We start from the raw sequence: 23248 nt of genomic DNA on the forward strand, positions 1-23248 counted from the left end.
GAGGTCAATATTGTGCTTTTATTTGATGATTAGAAACTAAATAAGCAATGAAACATCATCATGGATAGATTTGACGAAAGAATATTGCAAGTGCTCAAACGAGATGGAAGAATCTCCAATGTGGAGCTGTCGGAACGCGTTGGTTTATCTCCGTCTGCAACCTTACGCCGAGTGCAAGATTTAGAGCGTAAAGGCGTGATCAAAGGCTACCGAGCAGTACTGGATAATCAGCAACTTGGCGTGGGTTTTGTCGCTTATGTGTCGATTGGTTTGGCCTCGCACTCTAAGCAAGCACAGCTTGGTTTTGAAGAACACGTGCGCTTTGTGGATGAAGTGGTGGAATGTCACAATATTACGGGAGCTAATGAATATTTAATACGCGTAGAAACGCAAAGTTTAGCCGCATATAAAGCGTTCCATGCCGATGTACTGGGTGAGTGTGAGCACGTCAAGTCGATCACAACCATGGTGGTAATGGACACACCGAAAGACGAACGTTAGTCGGTCAAGAGTGGCATGGTTTTGTGGCACATGAATTTGAAGTGACTCGAAAGAGTCAGTCGAGTATGAGATAAGTACACAACAAATGCTGGAAAGCAGATGGCACTCTTACAATTTCCACCTTTATTCTCACCTTCGAAATAATCTCATCCTGCTAGTTTTGCTTAAACCGCTTGTGTTCATGAGCGGCGAGTCAGCAAATTTAAGGATGAACGATGAAATCACATGTAACACTTCCTCTTTTGAGCTTAAGCGCTGTTGCCGCATTGAGCTCATTTAACGTCAACGCCCACGGCTGGGTAGAATTTCCAAGTGCTCGTCAGAATACGTGTTATTTAGACGGTGGTTTTTGGACTAATGAGATCCCCAACCAAGCGTGTAAAGCGGCTTTTGAAGAATCTGGTGCTTACCCGTTTGTGCAACGCAGTGAAATTGCAGCAAACGTACCAAATTACCGAGATATGGAGCATGTTAAAGCCGTAGTCCGTGACGGCGAACTGTGTTCTGCTGGAGATGCGGCTAAGAAAGGCTTGAACATTCCTTCTCCAAACTGGCAGCGCACCAATGTTACGCCAGATGCAAATAACCAGATTGAATTGGTGTTTTACGGCAAGGCGCCGCACAACCCATCATACTGGGAATTCTATCTCACCAAGCCGACCTATGATGATTCAAAGCCTCTTACTTGGAGTGATTTAGAGCTGATCGACACCGCAGGTGATGTGTATGTTGATGCGGAAAAACGCTACCGTATACAGGTGACTTTCCCAGCTGAGCGCTCGGGCGATGCAGTGCTTTATACTCGTTGGCAGCGCATTGATGTGGCTGGTGAAGGTTTCTACAACTGTAGTGACATTACGTTAAACGGAACAGGTACGACGCTGCCGACTGACCCCGTTGATCCAACCGAACCGGGTAATAATCTGACATCTCTGGGCTACTTTGTTCAGCAAGGTTTTGGACCAGTAGAAGCGGGTGACACCATCCGTTTCCGTACGCTTAATGCGACAGGCAATGAAATTGTTGATATTTCACTGCCAATCAGCGCAAACAATACGACGACTTGGGCGGCAGAAATTGCGGATCAATTTAACGCGCAGCAAACGGGCGATTGGTATGTGGGCATTTGGCATCAAGAGATGAACCACTACATGTTCGATGGTAAGAACGTGAATGCGAACCAAGTATTAGCGCCAAGCGCAGACTTCAGTTATGCGTTGTCACTGATCAAAGCGGATGTACCGCCACCAGTTGAACCAACCAACTTATGGGACAAGACGGCCGTTTACGACCAAGGTGATGTGGTGACGCACAACGGTAAAGAATGGACTGCCCAGTGGTGGACGTCTGGTGAGGAACCAGGCACAACGGGTCAATGGGGTGTATGGCGTTAAGCCATTTATTCGGGCCCTGATCAATAAAACCCTTCTCATGTGAGAAGGGTTTGTTTTTTCAGTCTAAAACGACCACTTTGGCGGAGTGGTTGTCTTGAAAATCAGAGCACATATCGTTATTCGCTTGCTCTCCACTCGATCCAGTTGAGCATCGCGTAGTCTGCCAGTTTGAGCATCGGAATGTCTTCGTGTGTATCACCGTAGGCATAAATAGACTCAAACTCGTCGAGCGAAAACGCCGCCTTAACGCGCGAGACTTTTCTTTCTAAACTGCAATCACCTTGCTGGTAAAAGCCACTCAGTTTTGGCTGTTCTGAGATCAGTTCACTGCACAGCAAGCGGTAACCGTTCGCTTCACACCAAGGCTTGAGATACGCATTGAGTGATGCCGACACCACCACAATGGTATCGCCTCTGTGTTGATGCCACGCCAACCTTTCCATCGCTTCTGGCCGTAAGTACAGCGGGATCACTTCATGGGCAAACTGAGCGCCAATCGCTTCAATTTGCTGCGTTTCTTTCCCTGAAAATGCAATAAAACTGCTGAGCGGACGCATAAGACGAGCGGGTAACACTCCGAGTTTGTACAGCGCATAAAATGGCATGATAGCGACCTTTCCTACTCGCTTGCGCAGGCCATAAGCAGAATAGTGGAGGAAAAGGCTAAACATATCCTCTCGGGTAATGGTGCCATCAAAATCAAACAGTGCCAGTGACGGCTTGGTAGTATCGAGCAAATTCAGCGCCTATTTTTCGATTTAAGATCGTTTTGTGTTTATTGATAAAACACTGCCAACCAAATGGTTTCTTGCGTTGGGTCAGTCCAGCTCACTTTGTGTTTAGTATGAGCTGGAATCGTAATGTGATCGCCTGCCTCAAGTCGTTTCACTGCACCTGATTCAAAAGTCAGCTCTCCAGTTCCTTTAAGAACCAATACCCATTCATGTTCTTCTTGATCGTACCAGCCACTTTTGGGCGAGGTTTGCCCTGTTGAGACAATGCGTTCTATACGCAGGTTTTTGTGGGTCAGCAGGTCTTCGAACACTTCCTCGTCGAGGTTATTCGGTAAGTCTTTAAACAGGTTCATGGCCTTTCCTTAGATAATGATCAGTCCAAAAGGCGCAAGCAATTGCTCTTGTTGCCAATCACAAATTTTAACACCAAACAGAGAAACGCGGCGAACATCCAGCCCGTCTAGTTCGACATGAGTCAGATCACATTGCTCAACGTTAAAGGCTCCCCATTGTTCTGGCGAGAATTCGCAGCGAGATAAATCCGAGCCTTTAAGAGTTGCCCCCGCGAGGTTCGCTCCGTTCCAACGGTTTTCAAAGAGGTCACATTTTTCTAGTAACACTCGCTCGAAGTTACAGTAGGTGAGGTTGCAGCCAGTAATAAAAGCAGAACAGAAAAACATGGTGTTACTGACGCGATTAGCAAAGTTCGCACCTTGGAAGTTTGCCCCTTTGAGATCGCACTTACGCAGCTCCAAGCCCATACAATTTGCGCCGTTAAACAGGCTCATCGCCAACATACAGTTTGTAAAGCTGGCATCTTTTAAGTTCGCGAAGCGAAAACTACACCCCTCTAGCGCTTTGGATTCGATAAAGCGACAGTCGATGAACTTAGCATCGCGCAGATCGGCATGGTCGAAACTGCACATATAAAAGTGGCAGTTTTTAAAGATGGCATTCTGAAAATCGTGATGAGAAAAGTTTTCTCGTTCAAAAATGAGATCGGTTTTTAACATATCTTCTCCTTAGCTGCGAGCAGACTAGCACTCCAAGTGACTGATTTTCCAGAAAAATAACTTCTTGTATTTCAGTGTTTTACAAACCCCTCAAATCGCGATTTTAAGGGGTCAAATGAGCGTTTTAAGTAGGTGGTTTTTTGAAAATAGAAGACGTAGAGGAAGAAAAAAGTTTTTGCTGTCTACGGACCTTAGCGAGAGGATTCGTGTTGTTGAGCATGTATAGCTTCTCACACGCACAGTTTGCATTACAGGATTGTATCCGATTTGCATAATTTGTTGATCGGTATGGCGTTTCTCTATACAAAAAACCTATATTTTTCACAAATTGATTTCCATCAAAATAGTAGGGTTTCTATGTGCTAGATTGCGCGCAGCTCAAAAAAATATAGATGCCCGTGTGCTTCAAGGCGATGAGTTTACTTGAAATCTAAGGCCAGTCAGCAGGCACACCTTTGGGTACGACATAACGAAGCCCTATAAAAGGAAATAAAAAATGAAAAAAACAATCTGCAGTCTAGCAGTGGTTGCTGCACTCGTGTCACCAAGTGTTTTCGCTCATAAACAAGGTGACTTCGTTCTTCGTGTTGGTGCGGCGTCTGTCGTTCCAAATGACAGCAGCGATAAGATTCTTGGTTCTCAAGAAGAATTGAAAGTGGATTCAAATACGCAGCTTGGTTTGACGTTTGGCTACATGTTCACAGATAACATCAGCCTAGAGCTTCTAGCAGCAACACCATTCAGCCACGATATCTCAACAGATTTGTTAGGTCTTGGTGATATCGCGGACACCAAACATCTTCCACCAACGCTAATGGTGCAGTACTACTTTGGCGAGCCACAAAGTAAGTTCCGTCCATATGTTGGTGCAGGTCTCAACTACACCATGTTCTTTGATGAGGGTTTCAATAGCACGGGTAAAGGCGCTGGCCTTTCAGATCTTAAGTTGGAGGACTCATTCGGTCTAGCAGCGAATATTGGTGTGGACTACATGATTAACGATCAATGGTTCCTCAACGCTGCTGCGTGGTACGCAAACATTGAAACAGAAGCAACTTACAAAGCAGGTGGAGCGAAGCAAAAAACCGACGTCAAAATTAACCCTTGGGTATTTATGATCAGCGGCGGTTACAAGTTCTAAGAAAAACCAGTAGTTACACGCACATTACTATTATTGGCATGACTTTGGGGGCGGTTACGGGGACTGCCCCTCTTTTTTATCCTCGTTTTGATTGCACATCATTTACTCCACTTAGCAACATGCAAAATTGGATCTTTACCTTGCAGATCATTTTATTGTCGGAAGATCGAAAAGTCCTACACTGATCACATAATTGAACAAGTGGACAATATAAATGAGCGGCGACATAGCGAAGCATTCTTCCTCCAGATCTAAGCTGGTAAAAACTCTTTTCTTTACTCTCTGTGTTATCGCATTTGGTGCGATGTATTGGTCTTGGCAGTATTCAGACAGTCATCCAAGCACGGAAGATGCCTACGTTAGGGCAAAAATTTTGTCGGTAGCGCCTCAAGTAAAAGGCCAAGTGGTTTCTGTGGATGTCAAAGATTTCCAATCTGTTAACAAAGGTGACCTACTGCTGAAGATAGATTCACGTCCATATTTGTTGGCAGTGAAGCAAGCAAAAGCGGCATACCAATTGGCGGTCCAGCAACATGACGTTGCCGATAAGCAGGTAACTGAAGCCGTTGCGGGCTTAGATGCGGCGCGCTCTAACCTGACAGAAGCGCAAGTAGAATACAAACGTACGGATTCCTTGGTGAAACGCAAACTGGCCTCGGACCAAGATTTAGATACGGCGAAAAACAAACTTGCCAATGCCCAAGCGAGTCTGGAGCAAGCGCGCGCGACGGTAGAAAAAGCCATTGCGAACCGTGGTGAAGAAGGCGCAGAGGCTGCGGTTGTTCAACAAGCGGCAGCACAGTTAGCGCAAGCGGAGCTGAACTTGAGCTACACCGACATTACGTCACCAGTGGATGGCATTGCCGGTGAGATCAATACGCACGTAGGCTCGGTCGTTAGCGTGGGTCAAACGCTGTTCCCTGTGATTTTAAAAGATAGCTATTGGGTACGCGCGAATTTTAAAGAAACCGATCTTACTCACATTAAACCTGGCATGCATGCGGATGTGGTGATTGATATGTACCCAGACGTGGTGTGGAAAGCAACGGTAGAACAGCTATCACCTGCGAGTGGTACGTCGTTCTCCTTGATGCCACCAGAAAACGCAACGGGTAACTGGGTTAAAATCAAACAGCGTTTCCCTGTACGTTTGGCATTAGAAGTACCGGCTCATGCGCCGCAACTTCGCGTGGGTGCGAGCTCAGAAGTCACCATTGATTTGCAAAGTAGCGTGCAATGAACCATCAAATTACGGCAGACAAACGGGGGATTGCCACCGTCGCCGTGATGCTTTCTGCCATCATGGTGTTAATCGATATGACCGTTGCGAACGTGTCGCTATCGCACATGATGGGCGCGTTGGGCGCAACAGCAGACCAAATTACGTGGGTGCTGACGGGTTACAGCATGGCGGAAGCGATCTTCATTCCGATGACCAGTTTCTGGGTGTCGCGCTTTGGTGAACGCAAAGTCATGCTGGTTGCTGTGATCGGTTTTGTGATTGCCAGTGCGCTTTGTGGGCAAGCACAGTCTCTTGAAGAGATGGTGCTATTTCGCATTATCCAAGGCGCTTTCGGCGCGTCGGTGATTCCATTGGCGCAGTCGACGTTAGTGCAGATCTATCCGTATGAGCAAAAAGGCAAAGCGATGGCGATTTTCTCCATCGGCATTTTGCTTGGTCCTATTTTGGGCCCAGTTGTAGGTGGTGTGATCACCGACAACATTAACTGGCGCTGGATTTTTTACATCAACTTGCCATTCGGTTTGATCTGTACCTCTTTGATTTATCGCTATATCCATATCGACAACAAATCCAAACCTAACTTTGACTGGTGGATCATCGGTTACATGGCGTTAGGTGTGGGCGCGTTGCAGTTTGTGTTGGATAAAGGTAACGAAGAAGACTGGCTCAACTCACGCATGATTCAGACGGCGATATTGCTCGCGGTCATGGGATTGGTCATGTGGATCCATCGCAGTTGGAAAACCAAAAGCCCAATAGCGCCATTATGGCTGCTTAAAGACCGAAATCTTATGGTCTCGTCGCTGATGATTGCTGTGGTGTCGATGGCGATGTTTGGTCTGACGACTCAACAACCGATGTTGTTGGAAAGCTTGCTGAATTATCCGGTCTCAACCACTGGCTTGTTAATGGCACCGCGTGGATTGGCGTCAGCGGCGATGTTGATTTTGGTGATTAAACTCAATCCGCAATTCGATCCCAGAATCAAAATAGTCTTTGGCTTGAGCTGCATCGGGATTGGTAGTTATTTGATGACGCAATACTCACTGCAGATCGATACATTTTGGATTGTGATGCCGAGTATGATTCAGGGCATGGGGCTTGGTTTAACCTTCTCGACGCTGTCCACCTTGGCGTATTTAACGATTCCGAAAGAGCAATCTGTCGCGGCGGCGAGCATTTACAATCTGTTCCGTACCATTGGTAGTTCGTTTGGTATTTCTATCGCCACCACGTTCCAATATCGAGATAGTCAGCAGCAATGGCATGCGCTGGGAGAGGGTATTAATCCTTATAACCCCAACTTGCATGACTGGGCGGCCAATCAGGGGCTTTCCATTACTGACCCGGTTGCGTTAGACCAATACCAACAGATGTTGCAGCAGCAATCGCAAATGGTCGCGTTTGTGCACACCTTCCAGCTTGTGGGAGTGATGTTCGTGATCATGATGCCGATGCTAGTTTTCATCCGGTCGCGTGAATAACAACAAGTTCAGGTGAACCGTGTAAGAGAACGCCTCTCAAGTTGTGTCAGCTTGAGAGGCGTTTTTTATTGGACGGCGTCAGTGAAAGAAGAACGTTTACTCAAACGTCACTTCGTCAAAATGCGGATTGGCTTTGAGCGCGCGCATTGCGACTAATTGTTCAGTCGGGAAAGCGGTGTGCTCACCATCCATATCTAAAAACAAGCACTCTTGTCGCTGCATGTCGTAGCCTGTGTCGAACGCGTTGCCCTGATGAGTTTCACCATTTTTTAGTGTGATCTCGATAGGGAGCTTAAACATACAGGCGATTTCAATAAAATCGTATTGGCTGCAAGTCACCATAGTTTTCTCCTTTCAAACCGACGCAGTATTCAGAAGGTTTGAGAACCGTATCCTTAAATAGAAGACGTTTGATTGAAACTGAATCTTCATCTTACACCTCATTTTGGTCACGAAATAGACATACACGCACGTTTTAATAAACCTACTGTTGAGCGTTCGCAAGCGAGACAAAACAACGATATGTCTGAGACGATACTTAAGCGCACATACCTAACGAGTGAACAAAAGACACAAAAGCCAAGTTCACTGATTCCGCCTCAAACCTACCATGAGCAGTTGGCGCACCGTGTTCACCACTCGCCTCAATTTGAAAACGGCCGCGTTAAAAACGAGATGCCAAATGTCCCTAGTCCGCAATCGTTCTGGCAGGTTTGTTGGAGTTATCTTGGTGGTAGAACACCGTTGAGTCCTAACGAACATCTGCCACATTCCCCAATTCAACCCACGCAGTTTGCGCAGCGAAGTGAATCGATGCGCCTTACTTGGCTGGGCCATTCCACTATGCTGGTGGAGGTCGATGGCATTCGAATTCTGACCGATCCGGTATTTGATTACGCTTCTCCGTTCATCGCAAAAGCGTGGTTTGAACGCAATATTCCCAATACTCACGCCAGAGATTGTTTGCCGATTCCTGAAATTATCGTGATTTCGCACGATCATTACGACCATTTAGAAGCGTCGACCATACGTTTCTACGCCGATAAACCCGTGACGTTTTATGTGCCCTTAGGGGTTGGCAAGCATCTGATAAAATGGGGCGTTTGCGCAGACAACATCGTGGAATTCGATTGGTGGGATAGCGTGCACTATGCTGGAATCGAACTGATTTGTACGCCCGCTAACCATAATTCGGGTCGTACTTATTTCGATAAAAACTCGACCTTGTGGGCTTCTTGGGTCATCAAAGGCAAAGAAGAGACGCTCTATTTTAGTGGCGATTCAGCTTACGATTCGCACTTTTCTGAGATCGCACAGCGATGTGGGCCAATCGACATTGCCTGTTTGGAAGTGGCTGCCGATGTGAAAGACCAAGGTTATCCGGTCGAAAACTGGGGGCACATGCAGGCTCATCATACCGTGCAAGCGTTTCGCGATTTAAATGCGAAAAAACTGTTGCCAGTACATTGGGCTACATACGAACTGTTTACTCACCGCTGGGACGAACCGATTTTAGATTTGCTTACCCATTGTCAAAAAGAACATATAACGCTGCTGACGCCAATGCCGGGGGAGAGTTTTTACGTTCATCAAGAACATATAAATAAACAATGGTGGCGAGAAAAAGAAATATGTGAGCCAGATATAATTTTTACTTAATAACATGATCTTACTTCAATAATTATTTTATAAATTAACCTTGTTATTTTCAGAATATAACAAGGTTTTTACTGGTCATTGAAATTCAAAATTTCCATAGGTTCACTTTCCAATTGTGATCTCACGCTTTTATAAATCGATTGGTGTCATTTTTTGATACTTTTCATATGAAAATTTGCGCTCTTATCAGAAAAGTTTTAGTAAAAATCTTTGCCATCTTAATTTTACTCTTCAAAACAATTATACTGACTATTATCTTGATAAGCCCATAGAGCAATGTCCATAACTTGTTCAGATTGGGTAAAATACATCCAGTTAAAGAAAAGTAAAAAATTTAATGGATAAGATATGTTTTACGCCAACAAGATAGAATATTGAGACCAAAATCACAAGAGTAGGACTCTCTTGAATTTATCATCATGGATGCTGAATAAATAAAATACAGGCATTGTTAGATGAATAATTCTGCAACGTATTTACTTGCTGCTTTACGAGAAAAAATAAAAGAAAAAGGCATTGGATATTCCGAGCTTTCTATTGGACTTGGAATCCCGCTTTCTACTATAAAAAGGCAGCTTCACAATACGTCTCTTGGTTTAGATAAAATCTTGTTGTACGCCACGCACCTTGATACGGATTTGGTTGAGTTATCCATGCGAGGTAAGCAGCTGCAGCAAGAGAGTGAACAGTTTATCACCGACACCAACAGTGAGATTTTCCATCAATATCCTCACTTATTTGATTTTCTTTATCTTTTGCGTCGACCTGAGTGGTCTTTAGAAGAGATCGCTCGGAGATACCAGCTGAGTGATACTTCCGTTGCGCTCTATTTACGTGCACTAGAAATGATGGATTACATTGAACTGAAAGGGGATAAACACTATCAATTTAAAGATACAGGCCGCTTTATTTTTGAAGAAGGTTCAAATTTAGACTCGCTATTTGCACAGCGCTTTCGTGAAGAAGTGTTTAGCCACGATATTCGACCTCCAATTTGTGTTGGACGTATTGCGATTACCGAAGAACAAGAAGAAAAACTGGCAAATGAAGTGTACAACAAATTAATTGAGTTTGATGTTCAAAATAAAACCAGTGAAAACAGTCAACGCCTAAAAAACGTTTTACTCACTTTTACACCTGGTAATCAGATATTTTTGGCTGACACAATTCCGAATATTAATGGCGATTTATTAAAATCCATCACTGTCGCTAAAGAAAAATAAAAGAATAATTATCGGAAGCTTGTGCTTATTTAGTGCGAGCCGGGCTTCTGCACACTAAAAACACTCATTTATATAAATGAGAATATAAAAATAACGTAAATAATAGGGAAAAAGTATGTTTAAAAAGAGCACACTTGCCATTCTGATCGGGGCTACTATTTCGCTTGTTGGATGTGGTTCCAATGATAAAACTGAAATCCGTTTACCACAGGCGCCAACGTCAGAATTTACTAACGTGATTGATCGCACTGGTAATCCAACTTACCTGCGTGATTACGACAGTTATTCGAACCTGAAGTACAATGCACTCACGGACAACGGCGCGTGGCATGGCCATTTGCTACCTGAAGATGCGGCGGGTTATGGCGCTTTCGGCGGTATTATGCAAGTGACGCAAGAGTACGCGCATTTTATGTCTGGCCAAACGTTCGACAAGCTCACGTTGACCGACAAAGTGAGTGGCCAAACTTACGATTTATCGAACGCAGAAGCGAAAGTCTATTCCATTCCAGGTGCGTTAGTGCAGGTGTTGGACTTGGACGATATTCACGTGCAAATGGTGCTGCGCTTCGTGACTGACCGCTCTTCGCTGGTGGAAACGCTCATCACTAACAAAACTGATCGTGATATGAACTTGGCGTTGGAGTGGGACGGCGAGTTGGTGAAATACGCGCTGTCGACGCGCAAAGACCAAACCGTGGCGCAGTACTACCCAGATTACAAGCGCCAGATTTCGACCATCGAAAACGGCATTAAAATTAACTTTAGCGAGATGAAAGACAACTGGGCGATCCGTAATGACCGCGATGCCGAGTTCCGCATTACTCGTTCTCTACCGACGAAGACGTTCACCAACGAAACCTCATTCAGTTCTACCGCGGAGATGAGCCTACCAGCTGAGCAAACATCGGCGGTTTATACGGCGTATTCTAACCTGCACAATGCGAAAGAAGTGCAGTTAGAATCGTTGAAATTGCAAGATGTATTGGCGAATCCAACTCAATACATGGAAGCGTCGAAAGCGCGTTGGGACGGCTATTTAGCGAATGGTCTTATCAACAAAGAAGCGACAGCAGACCAAGCTCGCGTAGCGGTAAAAGCGATGGAGACCCTAAACGGTAACTGGCGCTCTGCGGCGGGCGATATTGAACAAGCGACAGTCACGCCATCGGTCACTGCGCGTTGGTTCTCTGGTAACTTAACATGGCCGTGGGATTCGTGGAAACGAGCGTACGCGATGGCGCATTTCAACCCAGATGTTGCGATGGACAACATTCGCACGGTATTCCAAGAGCAAGTTCAAGCTGATGACAAGATTCGTCCGCAAGATAAAGGCTACTTGCTGGATGTGTTGACGTACACCAAACCTGTTAGTCGTGGTGGTGCTGGCTCTGAAAACTGGAACGAACGCAATACGAAACCATCGTTGGCGGCATGGTCTGTGATGGAGGTGTATTACGCTCTCGTGAACCAGTTTGATCGCCCAGAAGACGCGCAAAAATTCATTGATGAAATGTATCCGAAGTTGGTGGCATACCACGATTGGTGGCTATCCAACCGCGACCACAACCAAAATGGTGTGCCTGAATACGGCGCGGCAGTAGACCCAGCACACAACACGGAAGAAGGCGTGATGTACGTTTGGGTAGAAACGCGCGATCCTAACTTCACGACCATTATTCCTGCAGAAGACATCATCGAGCAAAACGGCAATTCTTACAAAGTAAAAGGCATGGCGTCTTACAATAAGATTCTCGATGAAGTGGATTACATGACGATTCACGTCGGCGCACAAGAAGCGGCGGGCTGGGAATCGGGCATGGATAACGCGGCTCGTTTTGGCTTTATCTACAATATCCACAACATGAATTCGCAAGCTGAAGACATCAGTAATCCAGACAGAAATGTGGATCAACTTGGTCGCTACGCGGCAAGTGCGTACGGCTTTGATAACAGCATCAAGCTGGAAGGCGAAGAGTGGGTGTACAGCAATACGTCAGCGGAAAACTTAGCGAAACTCGATCTAGCGAAGAAAGATTGGGAAGTTCGTTTTGCAGAAAACCGCACCAACAATAACGCAGCGGACGGTGAGCTGCTTGGCTTCTCTATGCTGCAAGAATCGGTGGATCAAGCCTCTTACATGTACTCAGACAACAAATACTTAGCGGAAATGGCGAAGTTGGTGTCCGATGGCGTAGAAGGTAAAGATCGTGCGCAAGAATTCCTTAACGGCGCAGAAAAAATCAAGACGTACATTAACCAATGTATGTTTGATGAAAGCACAGGATTCTTCTACGACATTCACTTAAATGTGGCTGAAGATGGCACTACTCCTGAGCCTCTTGCAAATGGCTGTGCGGGTTTGCCGATTGTAGAGCGTGGACGTGGCCCTGAAGGTTGGTCGCCGCTGTTTAATGGTGCAGCAACGCAAGAGCATGCCGATAAAGTGATCGCGGTGATGCGTGATCAAGACGAGTTCAACACGCCAGATAAATTCCAAGGAACGGGTGTGCCTTTGCCGACCGCATCGCAAACCAACCCTGCTTACGGTAAAGATGTGTACTGGCGTGGTCGCGTGTGGCTAGATCAAGTGTACTTTGGCTTCCGTGCAATGGAAAACTACGGCTACAAAGAAGAAGCGATTGCAATGGCGAATGAGTTGTTTAACAACGCAGAAGGTATGACGGGTGACATGCCAATTCGTGAAAACTACAACCCAGAGACGGGCGCGGTACAAGGTGCGTCGAACTTTTCTTGGTCTGCGGCGCATTTGTACATGATGTACAACGGATTCTTCAAAAACTAGATCGCACACATTAGGCGCTTTGGATGACCCCCTAGCATTCGTAGCGCTTAACGAACGATAATTCAGTGATAAATAAGACAAACCGGACTGTATTGGCAGTCCGGTTTTTTTATGTCTCTTGTCACACAGATTTTAGTGCTGGGTCAGGGCGCGTTGCCAAATCGAAAGCATCTCTTCACTAAACAAGTAAAAGCGCATGTCGAGTGCCGCGTATTCCGGTCTTTGGCAAACGGCCATCGCGACTTCTGCTGCTTCTTGGGGCGGGTAACCATACACTCCGCAAGAAATCGCAGGCAGTGCCACACTTTGGCAATGCTTGTCGAGCGCGAGATCCAGCGAACGTTGATATGCAGATTCCAACACCGCTTTTGGATCGGCGAATTTATCGTAAATCGGGCCAACGGCATGAATGACGTAACGCGCGTTTAAATTGCCAGCCTCAGTAATGCGTGCGTCACCAAACGGGCATCGAATACCGTCGACATCATCAACGGCATAACACGCATTGATAAGCGCAGGCCCTGCTGCGCGATGAATGGCACCATCGACGCCACCTCCGCCGAGCATTCTCGGGTTTGCTGCATTCACGATGGCATCGACATGTGCGGTGGTAATGTCGCCTTGGACTAACGAGATCGCGTTCATTTTTTTGAGCCTTCTACAATGATGAGAAACAAATGGTCAGTAACACAGTTAAGTGTAGCTTACTCATCAATCACTTGAGGTTTTAACTCGACGACATTTCCTTCCGGATCATGTATATAGAGTGATCTACCGAACCCTTGTGCGCCATACCGCTTCGCAAACTCTTCGGTTTCAATGCCGTTCGAACGCAGATATTCCAGTATTTCATTTTCGGAAAAAGGCGCTAGTTGCAGGCAAAAATGGTCAATATTACGACCATTTTGAGCTGGTGGCTTTCCGCCAAGTTGCCCTAACTCGCTGTCCACCGTCACCACATCAATCAATGCGTTACCAGTCCTGAGCTGGGTTAAACCAAGCTCCATTACTTCGCGCTCGACAGGGCAGCCCAAAATATCTCGATAGAAATGCAACATGGCGTCGAGGTTGCACGTTCTTAACACGACATGATCAAGGGCTTGGATTGCGATTGGGTTGTTGGTGGGCATGCTTCACTCCTTTTGTGCGGTTATGGAAAAGTATACGACCTGAACGTCCATATTGATCGTTAAGCCATTTTTAACATATGCGCATTTAGTCATAAAGAGTGCGTTTAAGAAGAGAGAAAGAGTTTTTGGCGAAACGCCTTGATGTGCGACCGAGTCAGGCGTTTAGGCCTGTAGCAAATTGCTCACGCGCCCAAGCTCGCAAACATTGATGGGAAGTGCTGGATTCATCTCGTTTATGGAAAATCAGCTTATAGCTGACTGGCTCGGAAAACATTGGAGTTTGAATGACTTGCAGATTCAAAGCCGATTGCCATTTCTGCGCCAAAGACAGGGGAAGCACGCCTAAGCAATCGTGTTTCGCCACATAAAGCATCATGCCAGAGAGCGATGTTGTCATCATTTCCACATCACGCTCTTGCAGCCCTGGCTGGTGAATTTCGGTGTTGCTAACTGGGAAGTCTTCGTCTCCGACAAACCGACAGTGCTTTTCAGAATAAAACTGTTCTTGTTCGATTTTTCCTGCGATACGTGGGTGATCTTGACGACAAATCACCACCATTGGCTCTTCAAAAATTGACTCACTGATAAATGATGGGTCATGAATGGTCGTTGGGCTAATAATCAAATCGATCTGTTTAAGTCGTAGATCGTTCAATAACGAAGGTAAATCCGTATCGGCGCAAATGCTGATCGTGTTGGTTGGTGTGATGCGGTGGAGCAGCGCTTCGTTACAGCTCAGGCGGAAAGTGCTTTGATCGGAAATGGCATCATTGATCATCGCAAACGCCTGATGAAATTTAGGTAGCAACTGATGCGCTACAGAAGTGAGTTTGATTTGTCGCCCATCCTTCACAAATAACGATTTGTTGGTTTCTTTTTCCAAACGCTTCATGGATGCGCTAATCGCTGGCTGAGTTAGCCCTAGGTGCTCTGCGGCGCGAGAGTAAGATTGATATTCAGCAACAATTAAAAAGGTTTGGATTAGATTAAAATCCATACGATACCTAAATAAAAATAATCACTAGATTCAGTGGGCGTATCTTTGATTTTTGGGCTAGATGTTCGCCCTAGGCACCCACCTTGAAATAAGCCTCCTTAACGCACTTACGAGCTAAGGAGGCGACAGAGTAGTGGTTCGTTAAAACGAATTATTTGACTACTTTGATTTCAGGCATTTGATACTCACCACTTTGGATTGCATCGTCTGCGCCGTAAAAACGCATGATGGCGTAGAACGGTTTTTCAGGTACTGGCAAGAAGTTTGGATCGTCTGCTCGGCCTTTCTCGTTCGCACTCATGTAAATGGTGTAGTAACCGTCTTTGTCCGCTTTCATGGTTCGGTCGCCACGGCTGTGGCGGTTTAGGTCGTTTTTCGCCATCAAACGGTTGTCGTTGCCGTAAATAGTAACAGACCAGAATTCGCTGACGTTCGGCGCTTTAAAGCGCATCACGTAATCATGCTTCGAACCATCCAGTTTTTGACCAGTGCTGTCGAAATCTGATTTACGGTAAGACGCTTCGATAGGTGGTAAACCCCACTGACCAAGGTAAGTACCTTCTGCAAAAATATCGCGTGGCGCATCACCCAAGGTATCGCGTGTACCAAGCAACGTACGAGCATCTGTCATTTTAGGTGCAAGTTCGACGAGGTGTTCCATGCCTTTCTTCTCACCAACTTTTGCCAGTTTTAGCTGCTCAGGTGTGAAGTCAGTTTTGCATGGTTCAACGCCGATAGATTGGTATTTGTCCAACCACTGTTTGTCTGCATTGCCCATCGAGCCATCACATAGCACGAAGTTCACGCGTTCAAGCCATGTTGAATTTTTTGGATCTGGATACGTTCTTTGTACTGGTTTTGGCCCGTTCTTACCTAAATATTCCGATAGGGTACGAATGTTCCATTGGTCCATGTAGTTAAGCGCGACTTTTGCGTCTTCGTCATTCACTGCCATGATGCGACCCATCAGCTTCACAAGATTGCTGTCTACGCGAACCACTTCGTCGACAGACGCTGGCACTTCACCTTGCCAATCTTGTGCTGCAAACATGAACTGGCCGCCTTTTGTTCCGCGAGTACGAGAACTGAACGCTGCGTTGGTGTAGTGGCCCATGTCCATTGTGTGCAAGATCCAGTAACGGCCTTCATCCATATCAGGCACGCTCACAATGACAGGTTCTGCAGCAACATCTAACCAGCCCATAAGGTGAAGCGTATCGTTATTAATGGTTGGGTGAGCGGTGTAAGAGTCATCAGCTAGAGCACGAATATTCTGAAAGCGGTTCAGTGGATAGTTGTTTTCTACCGCCGTGTGATAGAAAAACTTGTACGCTTCATCGATAGAGTAGCCGTAGATATAAGCATCTTCTGCAAGATCAACATTGGTGTTAGCCGCAAATACAGAGCTGGCTCCTAGCGCTGATAATCCCAATAGAGTAACGAGTAATTTTTGTTTCATGGCTGGTTTCATCCATTTGTTTGTGAGGATATGTTTCCAGCTAAGCTTAGTCGTTAACCCGTTTATTACAGAAATGAATTGTGAGTATTTAGTCTATATCAAAAGTGATATGCTTTGAGAAAAGCTAAAGAGATAACGTTGATGAACTTTGATTACAATTTGCTCAAGGTGCTTGCGGTGATTCTTGAAACACGCAACACCACAACGGCTGCGGAGCGTTTGTGCACCAGCCAGCCAGCTGTGAGTCGAAGCTTGCGTAAAATTCGGGATTTGTTTAACGACGACATTTTAGTGCGTAAGGGCACCAATATGGAGCTCACGCCGAAAGCCGAAGAGATCAAAGCGCAGCTTTCTGGGATCATCAACGACATCGACAAGCTAGTGAATGTTTCTCATAGTTTTGATCCTGCGACCGAAAGCTGTGTTCTGCGTGTTGCGATCAACTCGTCCATTGCGCAATGGTTTTCTGCCGCGTTTACTCAGCTGCTAGCCAAAGAAGCGCCGTTTATGAACTTGGTGATCGAAGACTGGACGGAAACCACGCCAGACAAAATCGATGCGGGTGAAATCGCTTTTGGCATCAACTATTTCCCTATGGAATTGCCGAAGCATCTGGTTCAGAAAAAAGGCGGGCGGGACGACTTTGCTCTGGCCTGTCGCGCGACGCATCCGCATGGTGGCAAACGCATGTATTTGGATGACATTTCAGAGTACGCGTACGCGGTTCACATCATCCAACATTGGAATGAAAAAGAAGATCACATCTCGCGCTTATTACAGCCTTTTTCAGTTGTCCCAAGAATTCAACTGCGTACCACGCACATCAACACCATTTTGAATTTGGTTGCGGATAGCGATGTGCTGTTTCCTTGTTCGCGTCACTTGATCAATCAGTTAGATAAGCGTTTTTCTTTTATCGAATTTGATGACGCGCTGCCGAAATTAGAGGGTAACTTCGGTTACGTTTACAGCGTAAAGCGCCGTAATGATCCGTTGATATTGTGGGTTAACAATACCGTTGAATCGTTGATGAAGTCGTTAGGCATTGAGTCGTAACAATGGTTGGTGAAACGGTTTGAACAACCGGGTTCAGTAACGCACTGATCCCGGTTGTGTTGCATGATGTAATTACTCGTATTCAGAAGCGTAAGTTTCTTCATAAGTGTGCGAGTAAAGCTCGAACAGGTTGCCGAATGGGTCTTCTAGATAAACCATTTTCGCAGGCTTGTTATCGTCTTCTGGGTGGTAACGCATGATGTCCATACGAACTTTGCCACCAAACGCTTCAGTGCGCTTGATTGCACCTTCAAAGTCGTCCGTCTGCAAACAGAAATGGAAGATACCGATGCGAGAAAAATCCACTTCATGGCGCTCTTGACGCTCTTTCATTTCAAATAACTCAAGTCCGATGCCATCGCTTGTCACTAGATGCGCAATGTTGAAGCCTTTAAAGCCCTTACCAAAGACCGCAATACACATTCTGCCAATTGCGGTTTCGCGTTCTTCAATCACTTTCGTGTTACCCATAACGACTTTTAGACCAAGCGCTTGCGTGTAAAACTCAACCGCTTTATCCATATCTCCGACCATAATACCGACATGATTCATTTTCATTTGTTTGCTCCCAACATGTGTGCTTAAACGTTGTTTTGTTTCGATGTGGGAGAGTATATGGTGCGGTTTTAATCACATGAAATTATCATAAATTATAAAAATAATAATTTTATGTAATCAATGGAGCAGAGTTCGAGCTAATTGGCTAATGCCTCAACTGCTTGCTGTACCGAGGTGAAGTGAATTTTGATGATGCACCTTTGTGCGAGACTAAACTCATGCGACTGGATGAGCGACGTAACTTCCTCGACGGACAGAGTGCGTTCTTCCGGTTGTAAAACGGTGGTGTTCGAATCGTTGTATTGCAACCCGAACGTGTTGCCATTTGAGTCAATTACGTAATCATCTGGCCCCAAAATGAGCGCTTCGCATTCGGAATCAAGATCGGCATGAGAACGCAAATAGATAAGTTCATCGTCGCCATCGAGTTTCAATAAACATGGCCATGTAACCATGGGGCCTCCAGTGTAGTGGCTAAAATTGTTTCAATGTCTGAAAGGGCAAGGTGAGCGCTGATATTCAAGGTGTTGGCCTTAAACCGCAGTCAAAAATTACATGTGTTGAGCAATAATCGAAAACAGCTCGTCAACCGTTCTTGCCACGTAATCTGGTTGCACGCTCCAACGCTCTGGCATCGCGCCGCTGTACGCTGCTGCAACGGCAATCACCTTACTTTGGCCACCCAACTGCTGTTCGATGTTGCGTGCGAATTGCGTGTCGGCTTCATGGTCACCGATGTACATCAGCTGTCGATTTTCTGCGCAACCAAAAATCGACTCAACGCATTTGATGCCACTGTAAGCATTGGGCTTTTGGTGCCCGTTTGAGACGTCATCATACCCGACGATGGATTTAAACGGCGCGCTGATGCCGTTGTCGGACAGCACTCGACGAATATTGCTTTGTGAGTTTTGAGAGCAAATGCCGTGAGGCAGCTGCGCAAACTCTTTAATCACGCCATCAATGCCTTCAAACAGGGTTACTGGTGTTTGGTTTTTCTCTTGATGCTCTGCCCATAAACCACCAGCTTTTAGCATTTCATCATGGGACATGCCGTAGTAATCCACGTAGAGCTCTTGCCAGTTTTTCGCCGCGTGGTTTGCGTAGTGATAGTTGGCTTCTGAATGGAGATATTTCGGTAAATTATCGCCAGTTAAATGCGGGGCAACGATGGCTAAGATCGCTTTGGTGATGTCGATGTTTTTCGGTACAGAGTTTACGAGTGTCCCATCGTAATCCCACAATATGGCGTCTAATTTCATTCAACGTTCTCGTTGTTATTGATGGTTAAAAGCTGGAACCGGGTTGCTGCAAAAATGCTAACTCTTCGGGTGTGCTTTCTCTACCCAAGATGGCGTTGCGATGTGGGTAACGTCCAAATTGGTCGATGATGGCTTTGTGTTTTAGCTCAAAATCGTAGTTATTTTCAAGCCCTGATGCGCGAAACAATTTCTCTGCTTCGACATGAATGAGGCGAGATTCGCTGTGCATAAACGGCATGTACAAAAAGCTTAGCTGCTCAGGCACTAATTCTTGATCGTGTCCTAACCGAATTGCTTCTTGAGCCAATGCTAATGCGAGCGGGTCTTGCGCAAATGCTTTTGGGGTGTTGCGATACACATTCCGTGAAAACTGATCGAGGACGATGATTTCGGCCAATCGTCCTTGTGCGCTGTCACGCCAATTAAACAGTTCACAACGAGCGGCTTGTTCTAGTACCGAGGCAAATCGTGATGCAATATGTTTGTCCAGTTCTGGGTTGTTTTCAAACCAGTTTTGAGGCGTTAGCTCTTCGAACCAGAACTTGATGATTTGTTGATGCATGGCGCTTCCTTTTGTTGTGCCTTAATAGCAAAAAGCCAGAAGCGTGGCTTCTGGCTTTTGGCGTGTTATCGACCGTAAGTCTCTACGATGTAACGTTCAAAATCGTCACACATTTGTTCGTCAGAGATGACGTTGCTTGCCAGTTCTTTACTGCCGTCGACGACTTTAATTGTCGCGTTCAGTGAAGCAACTGGTGCTCGTTCTCGTGTTGCAAGTGAGTCGATTTTCTTCTGCTGTACTTCCCACGCTTGCTCTGGCGATAGATTACATACATCTGCCAAGTACTTAGCATTGAACCCCTCGCCAGTCAGGCTGAAAATGGTTTCGTTGTGCGACAAATGATTGCCTGCGTGCCAGTAGTGTTTTGCCAGCAGTGGGCCAATTTCTGGGTTATCCGTCAGATAGCCAAACTTCTCAAGGAAGTATGCACGGGTCTGGTATACCGCCATGTGCGCGAGTAGGTAACCTTGATACGCACAAGCCGCTTCGTCGGATAGCAAATGTGGAATCGCCATCAGTGGGCGAGGGCTGCATTCCAAACCAAGGATCTGTTTTTCACAATCGCGAGCCAGCTTAGTGATGCGCTCTGGCGTTAACTCGTCATCGCTAAGTTGATATAACGCGCGTTCAAAGTACGGCACAACCAAGATGCTACGTTCTTCATAAGCTTTGAATGGCTGACGACTGTTGATCATCGCTTGAATGATCTCATCAGGAACCGGATTCCCTTCATCATCCAGTGCGTATTGTTTTAGCCAATCGGCATCGGTTAACAGGCTGTCACAGAACATCGACTGAGTTTCTGCGTAAGCCATTGAAGTCGGCGCAAACTCCTGCGAGAAACAAGGCGCGTTCATTTTTACGTTCGCAAAGTGTGCTGCGTGGCCACCTTCGTGGAACAGCGTGTTAATGCCATCGTAGCCGCTGCCCACTTGGTCTGGTTTGGCATTGCTGGTGAAGTTCACCTGTGCTGCGACCCATTCGCCTTGATTGTAGAAAGAAGGGATAGGGCCGTGACAGAACCCGTTCGGGTACTTACCTTTGCGGTCTAACAAATCCAGCGTTAGCGTCGCGCCAGAGTAATCAATATTCAGACGACCAAACGATTCTACCCAGCGTCTCAGAGATTTAGAGAACGGCACGTATGGGTCAAGGTCACGCATGACGTCACCCGCGAACGAGTAAACAAAGTTGAAACCCGTTAGTGCGCTTGCGCCTTTCTCTTTCGCCAAGTTTTCTAAGCTGTTTAGGTGCGCATCTCGCGTGCGTTGTTCGAAATCTTCCAAAATCTCGAATAGCTGCTCAGAGCTCATCTTTTCCGTTTTTTGTACGGAGTAATCAAAGAAGGTCGCATAACCCAGTGAGCGAGCGAACTGGTTGCGCAGTTTGATCAGTTCTATAAAGCCGTTTTGCAGTAGCCATTGTTCAAGGTTCAGCAACGCTTGGTGAGCCGATTGGCGAACTTCTTCATGATTGTTGGTGCGAATGGTTGAGCTCAATACTGGCAGTGAACCTTCCACTTGCTTGCCGTTTTCATCGGTAAACGTTTGTACGTGGTTCTGTTTTTTCTCGAATAGTTCAGCTTCAAAGGCAATGAGCTGATTTTTCAACGCTTGTGCTTTTTCTCCCTCGATTGCGTGAGATTCAAACATCGCTAGCCAACCAGAAAGACCCGTAATGGTTTGCTGTTTCTCTTGTGGGTCGGTAATTGAGTCCGCGGCTTCAAGCTGTTGTTTGATGGCAGTAATTTGCTCGGCGTTGCTCAAAAAGCTTGTCCACGCCGTTTGTGCTTGCGTCGAGCCATCATGGTCATCGCTGATCCCCATGTAAGTTTCCCAAAAGAAATCTTCTTTGGTGCGGTGAATCGAGAGGTAACGTTGATTGAGGTCGTTGAGATAATCCGTTGCGGTCATTTTGATCCTTCAAATGGTTGGGAGTAGACCCCTAATTATTGCACGCTTGTTGATAATAAAGGAGGGACAAATTAATTTGCTGGTAGTGTACTGCGTAAACGTGATTTTACTATTTGTTTACATTTTAATGAGTTAGCAAGAGTTGTTACGAGTTTGGAGTGCGCAGTGTTTAGATTGGCACGGGGTTTACAGTTCATCAGTTAATTAATCTGCTAGGCGCTCTCGATGATCTTTGTCATGTGTAATAATATTTCTATATCGCGGCAGTACATATGGAAACGATATGATAAATAAGACAAAAGTTACGCTATTGGCGCTAGGTACGATTTTGGTTGGATGCTCTTCTGTCACGCCGCCAAGAAATGATGCGGTTGAGAACATTCAACAAAAGTGCTCTGTAATTTTAAGCAGTGATGTTTCAGGTGAACAGCGCTGGCAGACATACAACGGCTTGCTTGTAGAATATGCTGTGCATGGCATTAAAACTCAGGCGCAGTTAGAACGCTTTGAAGCGTTTGTGCAACGAGTACAAAATGATGAATCTGGACAGTTAGTTACCGAGCTGATTGAAGTCACCGATTGGGGATGCTCAAACGGCAATTATCTTGAAGAGATGGGCTTGTTTATTCAAGAAGTTCAAAAGTAAAAAACCGAGCGTTAAGTCGCTCGGTTTTTCTGTTTATGGAGCGCTTCGTGCGCTGGCCCGTCAGGACGTTTACTCCTCTGGGTACTCGCCCATACCTTGCGTTTTACCTTCCGCTTTCCAATGCTCACCGGGGTCAAATGCTTCATCGCATAAATCTACGGTGTAGCCCATTTCTGTGATTTCCTTCAAAGTGAGATTATCTGCAATTTTTGCGACTTCACCCGATTTATTACGTAATTCCATGTTGTTTCCTCCTCTGTAGGTAGACGAGCGGTATCGATGCACAGTGACGAATGCATCGGTGACCTTTGTTCTAAGTATATAACTCTCAGCTCAAAATGAGGGTTTAATCCATTTTTATCGTGTGGTTAATTGAGTAATGCTTTGAGCTGCTTCAGTTATTTTTAACTGCATCATCGCGACAGTTGGCTATTTGTGATTTATTGAATGATTAAATTGTCAATCTG

Annotated in this window: 24 protein-coding genes; 10 read left to right on the forward strand and 14 right to left on the reverse strand. The window is 45.9% G+C overall.

The genetic code is table 11. The annotated features are described in order from the left end of the window. Nucleotides 1-60: 60 nt before the first annotated feature. Both FR741_RS15765 and FR741_RS15770 read left to right on the forward strand, forming a co-directional pair. On the forward strand, nt 61-501 hold the full coding sequence (locus FR741_RS15765) for an Lrp/AsnC family transcriptional regulator (protein WP_029862756.1): 441 nt from the start codon (nt 61-63) through the stop codon (nt 499-501). Between the two features lie 215 nt (nt 502-716). Further along, entirely contained in the window at nt 717-1895 is a 1179-nt protein-coding gene (locus FR741_RS15770) for a lytic polysaccharide monooxygenase (RefSeq protein WP_167427161.1), read from the forward strand. Nucleotides 1896-2011: 116 nt separating this feature from the next. On the opposite strand, the gene FR741_RS15775 is transcribed toward FR741_RS15770, so the two are convergent. From FR741_RS15775 to FR741_RS15785, 3 genes are read right to left on the reverse strand one after another with little or no spacing between them, the layout of a single operon-like run. Beyond that, complete coding sequence (locus tag FR741_RS15775; protein ID WP_048625535.1) at nt 2012-2632, reverse strand: HAD-IB family hydrolase; 621 nt, start codon at nt 2630-2632, stop codon at nt 2012-2014. Nucleotides 2633-2670: 38 nt separating this feature from the next. After that, nucleotides 2671-2982 carry a cupin domain-containing protein gene (locus tag FR741_RS15780; protein ID WP_048625536.1) on the reverse strand — a complete coding sequence of 104 codons (312 nt, stop codon included), beginning with the start codon at nt 2980-2982 and terminating at the stop codon, nt 2671-2673. Between the two features lie 9 nt (nt 2983-2991). Beyond that, entirely contained in the window at nt 2992-3642 is a 651-nt protein-coding gene (locus FR741_RS15785; RefSeq protein WP_167427162.1) for a Qnr family pentapeptide repeat protein, read from the reverse strand. A 496-nt stretch (nt 3643-4138) separates the two neighbouring features. On the opposite strand from FR741_RS15785, the gene ompW reads away from it, so the two are divergent. From ompW to FR741_RS15800, 3 genes are all read left to right on the forward strand, one after another. After that, nucleotides 4139-4783 (forward strand): outer membrane protein OmpW, encoded by a 645-nt coding sequence (gene ompW, locus FR741_RS15790; protein WP_167427163.1) that lies wholly within the window; start codon nt 4139-4141, stop codon nt 4781-4783. A gap of 214 nt (nt 4784-4997) precedes the next feature. Then, nucleotides 4998-6023 carry an HlyD family secretion protein gene (locus FR741_RS15795; protein ID WP_167427164.1) on the forward strand — a complete coding sequence of 342 codons (1026 nt, stop codon included), beginning with the start codon at nt 4998-5000 and terminating at the stop codon, nt 6021-6023. Continuing rightward, nucleotides 6020-7510, forward strand: coding sequence for an MDR family MFS transporter (locus FR741_RS15800; RefSeq protein ID WP_167427165.1), 1491 nt, complete (start codon nt 6020-6022; stop codon nt 7508-7510). Before FR741_RS15795 ends, FR741_RS15800 begins: the two co-directional genes overlap by 4 nt. Nucleotides 7511-7606: 96 nt before the next feature. On the opposite strand, the gene FR741_RS15805 is transcribed toward FR741_RS15800, so the two are convergent. Continuing rightward, nucleotides 7607-7852, reverse strand: a complete 246-nt coding sequence (locus FR741_RS15805) for a Rho-binding antiterminator (RefSeq protein WP_005460845.1) — start codon at nt 7850-7852, stop codon at nt 7607-7609. Between the two features lie 180 nt (nt 7853-8032). Here FR741_RS15805 and FR741_RS15810 point away from each other — a divergent pair, with 180 nt between their 5' ends. The 3 genes from FR741_RS15810 to ygjK all read left to right on the forward strand — a co-directional run bounded on the left by FR741_RS15810 (nt 8033) and on the right by ygjK (nt 13198). After that, nucleotides 8033-9169 carry an MBL fold metallo-hydrolase gene (locus FR741_RS15810; protein ID WP_167427851.1) on the forward strand — a complete coding sequence of 379 codons (1137 nt, stop codon included), beginning with the start codon at nt 8033-8035 and terminating at the stop codon, nt 9167-9169. 455 nt (nt 9170-9624) lie between these two features. After that, entirely contained in the window at nt 9625-10392 is a 768-nt protein-coding gene (locus FR741_RS15815) for a transcriptional regulator (RefSeq protein WP_167427166.1), read from the forward strand. A gap of 115 nt (nt 10393-10507) precedes the next feature. Next, nucleotides 10508-13198 carry an alpha-glucosidase gene (gene ygjK, locus FR741_RS15820; RefSeq protein ID WP_167427167.1) on the forward strand — a complete coding sequence of 897 codons (2691 nt, stop codon included), beginning with the start codon at nt 10508-10510 and terminating at the stop codon, nt 13196-13198. A 132-nt stretch (nt 13199-13330) separates the two neighbouring features. On the opposite strand, the gene FR741_RS15825 is transcribed toward ygjK, so the two are convergent. The 4 genes from FR741_RS15825 to FR741_RS15840 all read right to left on the reverse strand — a co-directional run bounded on the left by FR741_RS15825 (nt 13331) and on the right by FR741_RS15840 (nt 16784). Beyond that, nucleotides 13331-13843 carry an O-acetyl-ADP-ribose deacetylase gene (locus tag FR741_RS15825; protein ID WP_046875590.1) on the reverse strand — a complete coding sequence of 171 codons (513 nt, stop codon included), beginning with the start codon at nt 13841-13843 and terminating at the stop codon, nt 13331-13333. 59 nt (nt 13844-13902) lie between these two features. Continuing rightward, nucleotides 13903-14328: a VOC family protein gene (locus FR741_RS15830; protein ID WP_167427168.1), complete on the reverse strand. Its 426-nt coding sequence runs from the start codon at nt 14326-14328 to the stop codon at nt 13903-13905. Between the two features lie 154 nt (nt 14329-14482). Then, the gene (locus FR741_RS15835; RefSeq protein ID WP_167427169.1) at nt 14483-15325 is read right to left on the reverse strand and encodes a LysR family transcriptional regulator; all 843 of its coding nucleotides are present in this window, start codon (nt 15323-15325) and stop codon (nt 14483-14485) included. A 151-nt stretch (nt 15326-15476) separates the two neighbouring features. After that, nucleotides 15477-16784 carry a DUF1254 domain-containing protein gene (locus FR741_RS15840; RefSeq protein WP_053313895.1) on the reverse strand — a complete coding sequence of 436 codons (1308 nt, stop codon included), beginning with the start codon at nt 16782-16784 and terminating at the stop codon, nt 15477-15479. 141 nt (nt 16785-16925) lie between these two features. Here FR741_RS15840 and FR741_RS15845 point away from each other — a divergent pair, with 141 nt between their 5' ends. After that, the gene (locus tag FR741_RS15845; RefSeq protein ID WP_171058451.1) at nt 16926-17840 is read left to right on the forward strand and encodes a LysR family transcriptional regulator; all 915 of its coding nucleotides are present in this window, start codon (nt 16926-16928) and stop codon (nt 17838-17840) included. 72 nt (nt 17841-17912) lie between these two features. Here the strand turns inward: FR741_RS15845 and FR741_RS15850 are convergent, their stop codons facing one another. The 5 genes from FR741_RS15850 to FR741_RS15870 form a co-directional block, all read right to left on the reverse strand. Further along, complete coding sequence (locus tag FR741_RS15850; RefSeq protein ID WP_029846111.1) at nt 17913-18398, reverse strand: VOC family protein; 486 nt, start codon at nt 18396-18398, stop codon at nt 17913-17915. A 137-nt stretch (nt 18399-18535) separates the two neighbouring features. Further along, a complete protein-coding gene (locus tag FR741_RS15855) occupies nt 18536-18853 on the reverse strand; it encodes a DUF4144 domain-containing protein (protein ID WP_025506254.1) in 318 nt (105 codons plus the stop codon). Nucleotides 18854-18949: 96 nt separating this feature from the next. Next, nucleotides 18950-19660: an HAD family hydrolase gene (locus FR741_RS15860; RefSeq protein ID WP_167427170.1), complete on the reverse strand. Its 711-nt coding sequence runs from the start codon at nt 19658-19660 to the stop codon at nt 18950-18952. A 25-nt stretch (nt 19661-19685) separates the two neighbouring features. Then, on the reverse strand, nt 19686-20222 hold the full coding sequence (locus FR741_RS15865; protein WP_140288289.1) for a DUF924 family protein: 537 nt from the start codon (nt 20220-20222) through the stop codon (nt 19686-19688). Nucleotides 20223-20287: 65 nt separating this feature from the next. After that, nucleotides 20288-22135 (reverse strand): M3 family metallopeptidase, encoded by a 1848-nt coding sequence (locus tag FR741_RS15870; protein WP_167427171.1) that lies wholly within the window; start codon nt 22133-22135, stop codon nt 20288-20290. A 283-nt stretch (nt 22136-22418) separates the two neighbouring features. Between FR741_RS15870 and FR741_RS15875 the strand changes: the two genes are divergently transcribed. Further along, nucleotides 22419-22781, forward strand: a complete 363-nt coding sequence (locus FR741_RS15875; RefSeq protein WP_047009761.1) for a hypothetical protein — start codon at nt 22419-22421, stop codon at nt 22779-22781. 69 nt (nt 22782-22850) lie between these two features. Here FR741_RS15875 and FR741_RS15880 read toward each other — a convergent pair whose 3' ends face one another. Then, nucleotides 22851-23024, reverse strand: coding sequence for a hypothetical protein (locus FR741_RS15880; protein ID WP_005391896.1), 174 nt, complete (start codon nt 23022-23024; stop codon nt 22851-22853). Nucleotides 23025-23248: the final 224 nt, after the last annotated feature.

Origin of the sequence: Vibrio diabolicus, from assembly GCF_011801455.1 — a bacterium.
Classification (GTDB): Bacteria; Pseudomonadota; Gammaproteobacteria; order Enterobacterales; family Vibrionaceae; genus Vibrio; species Vibrio diabolicus.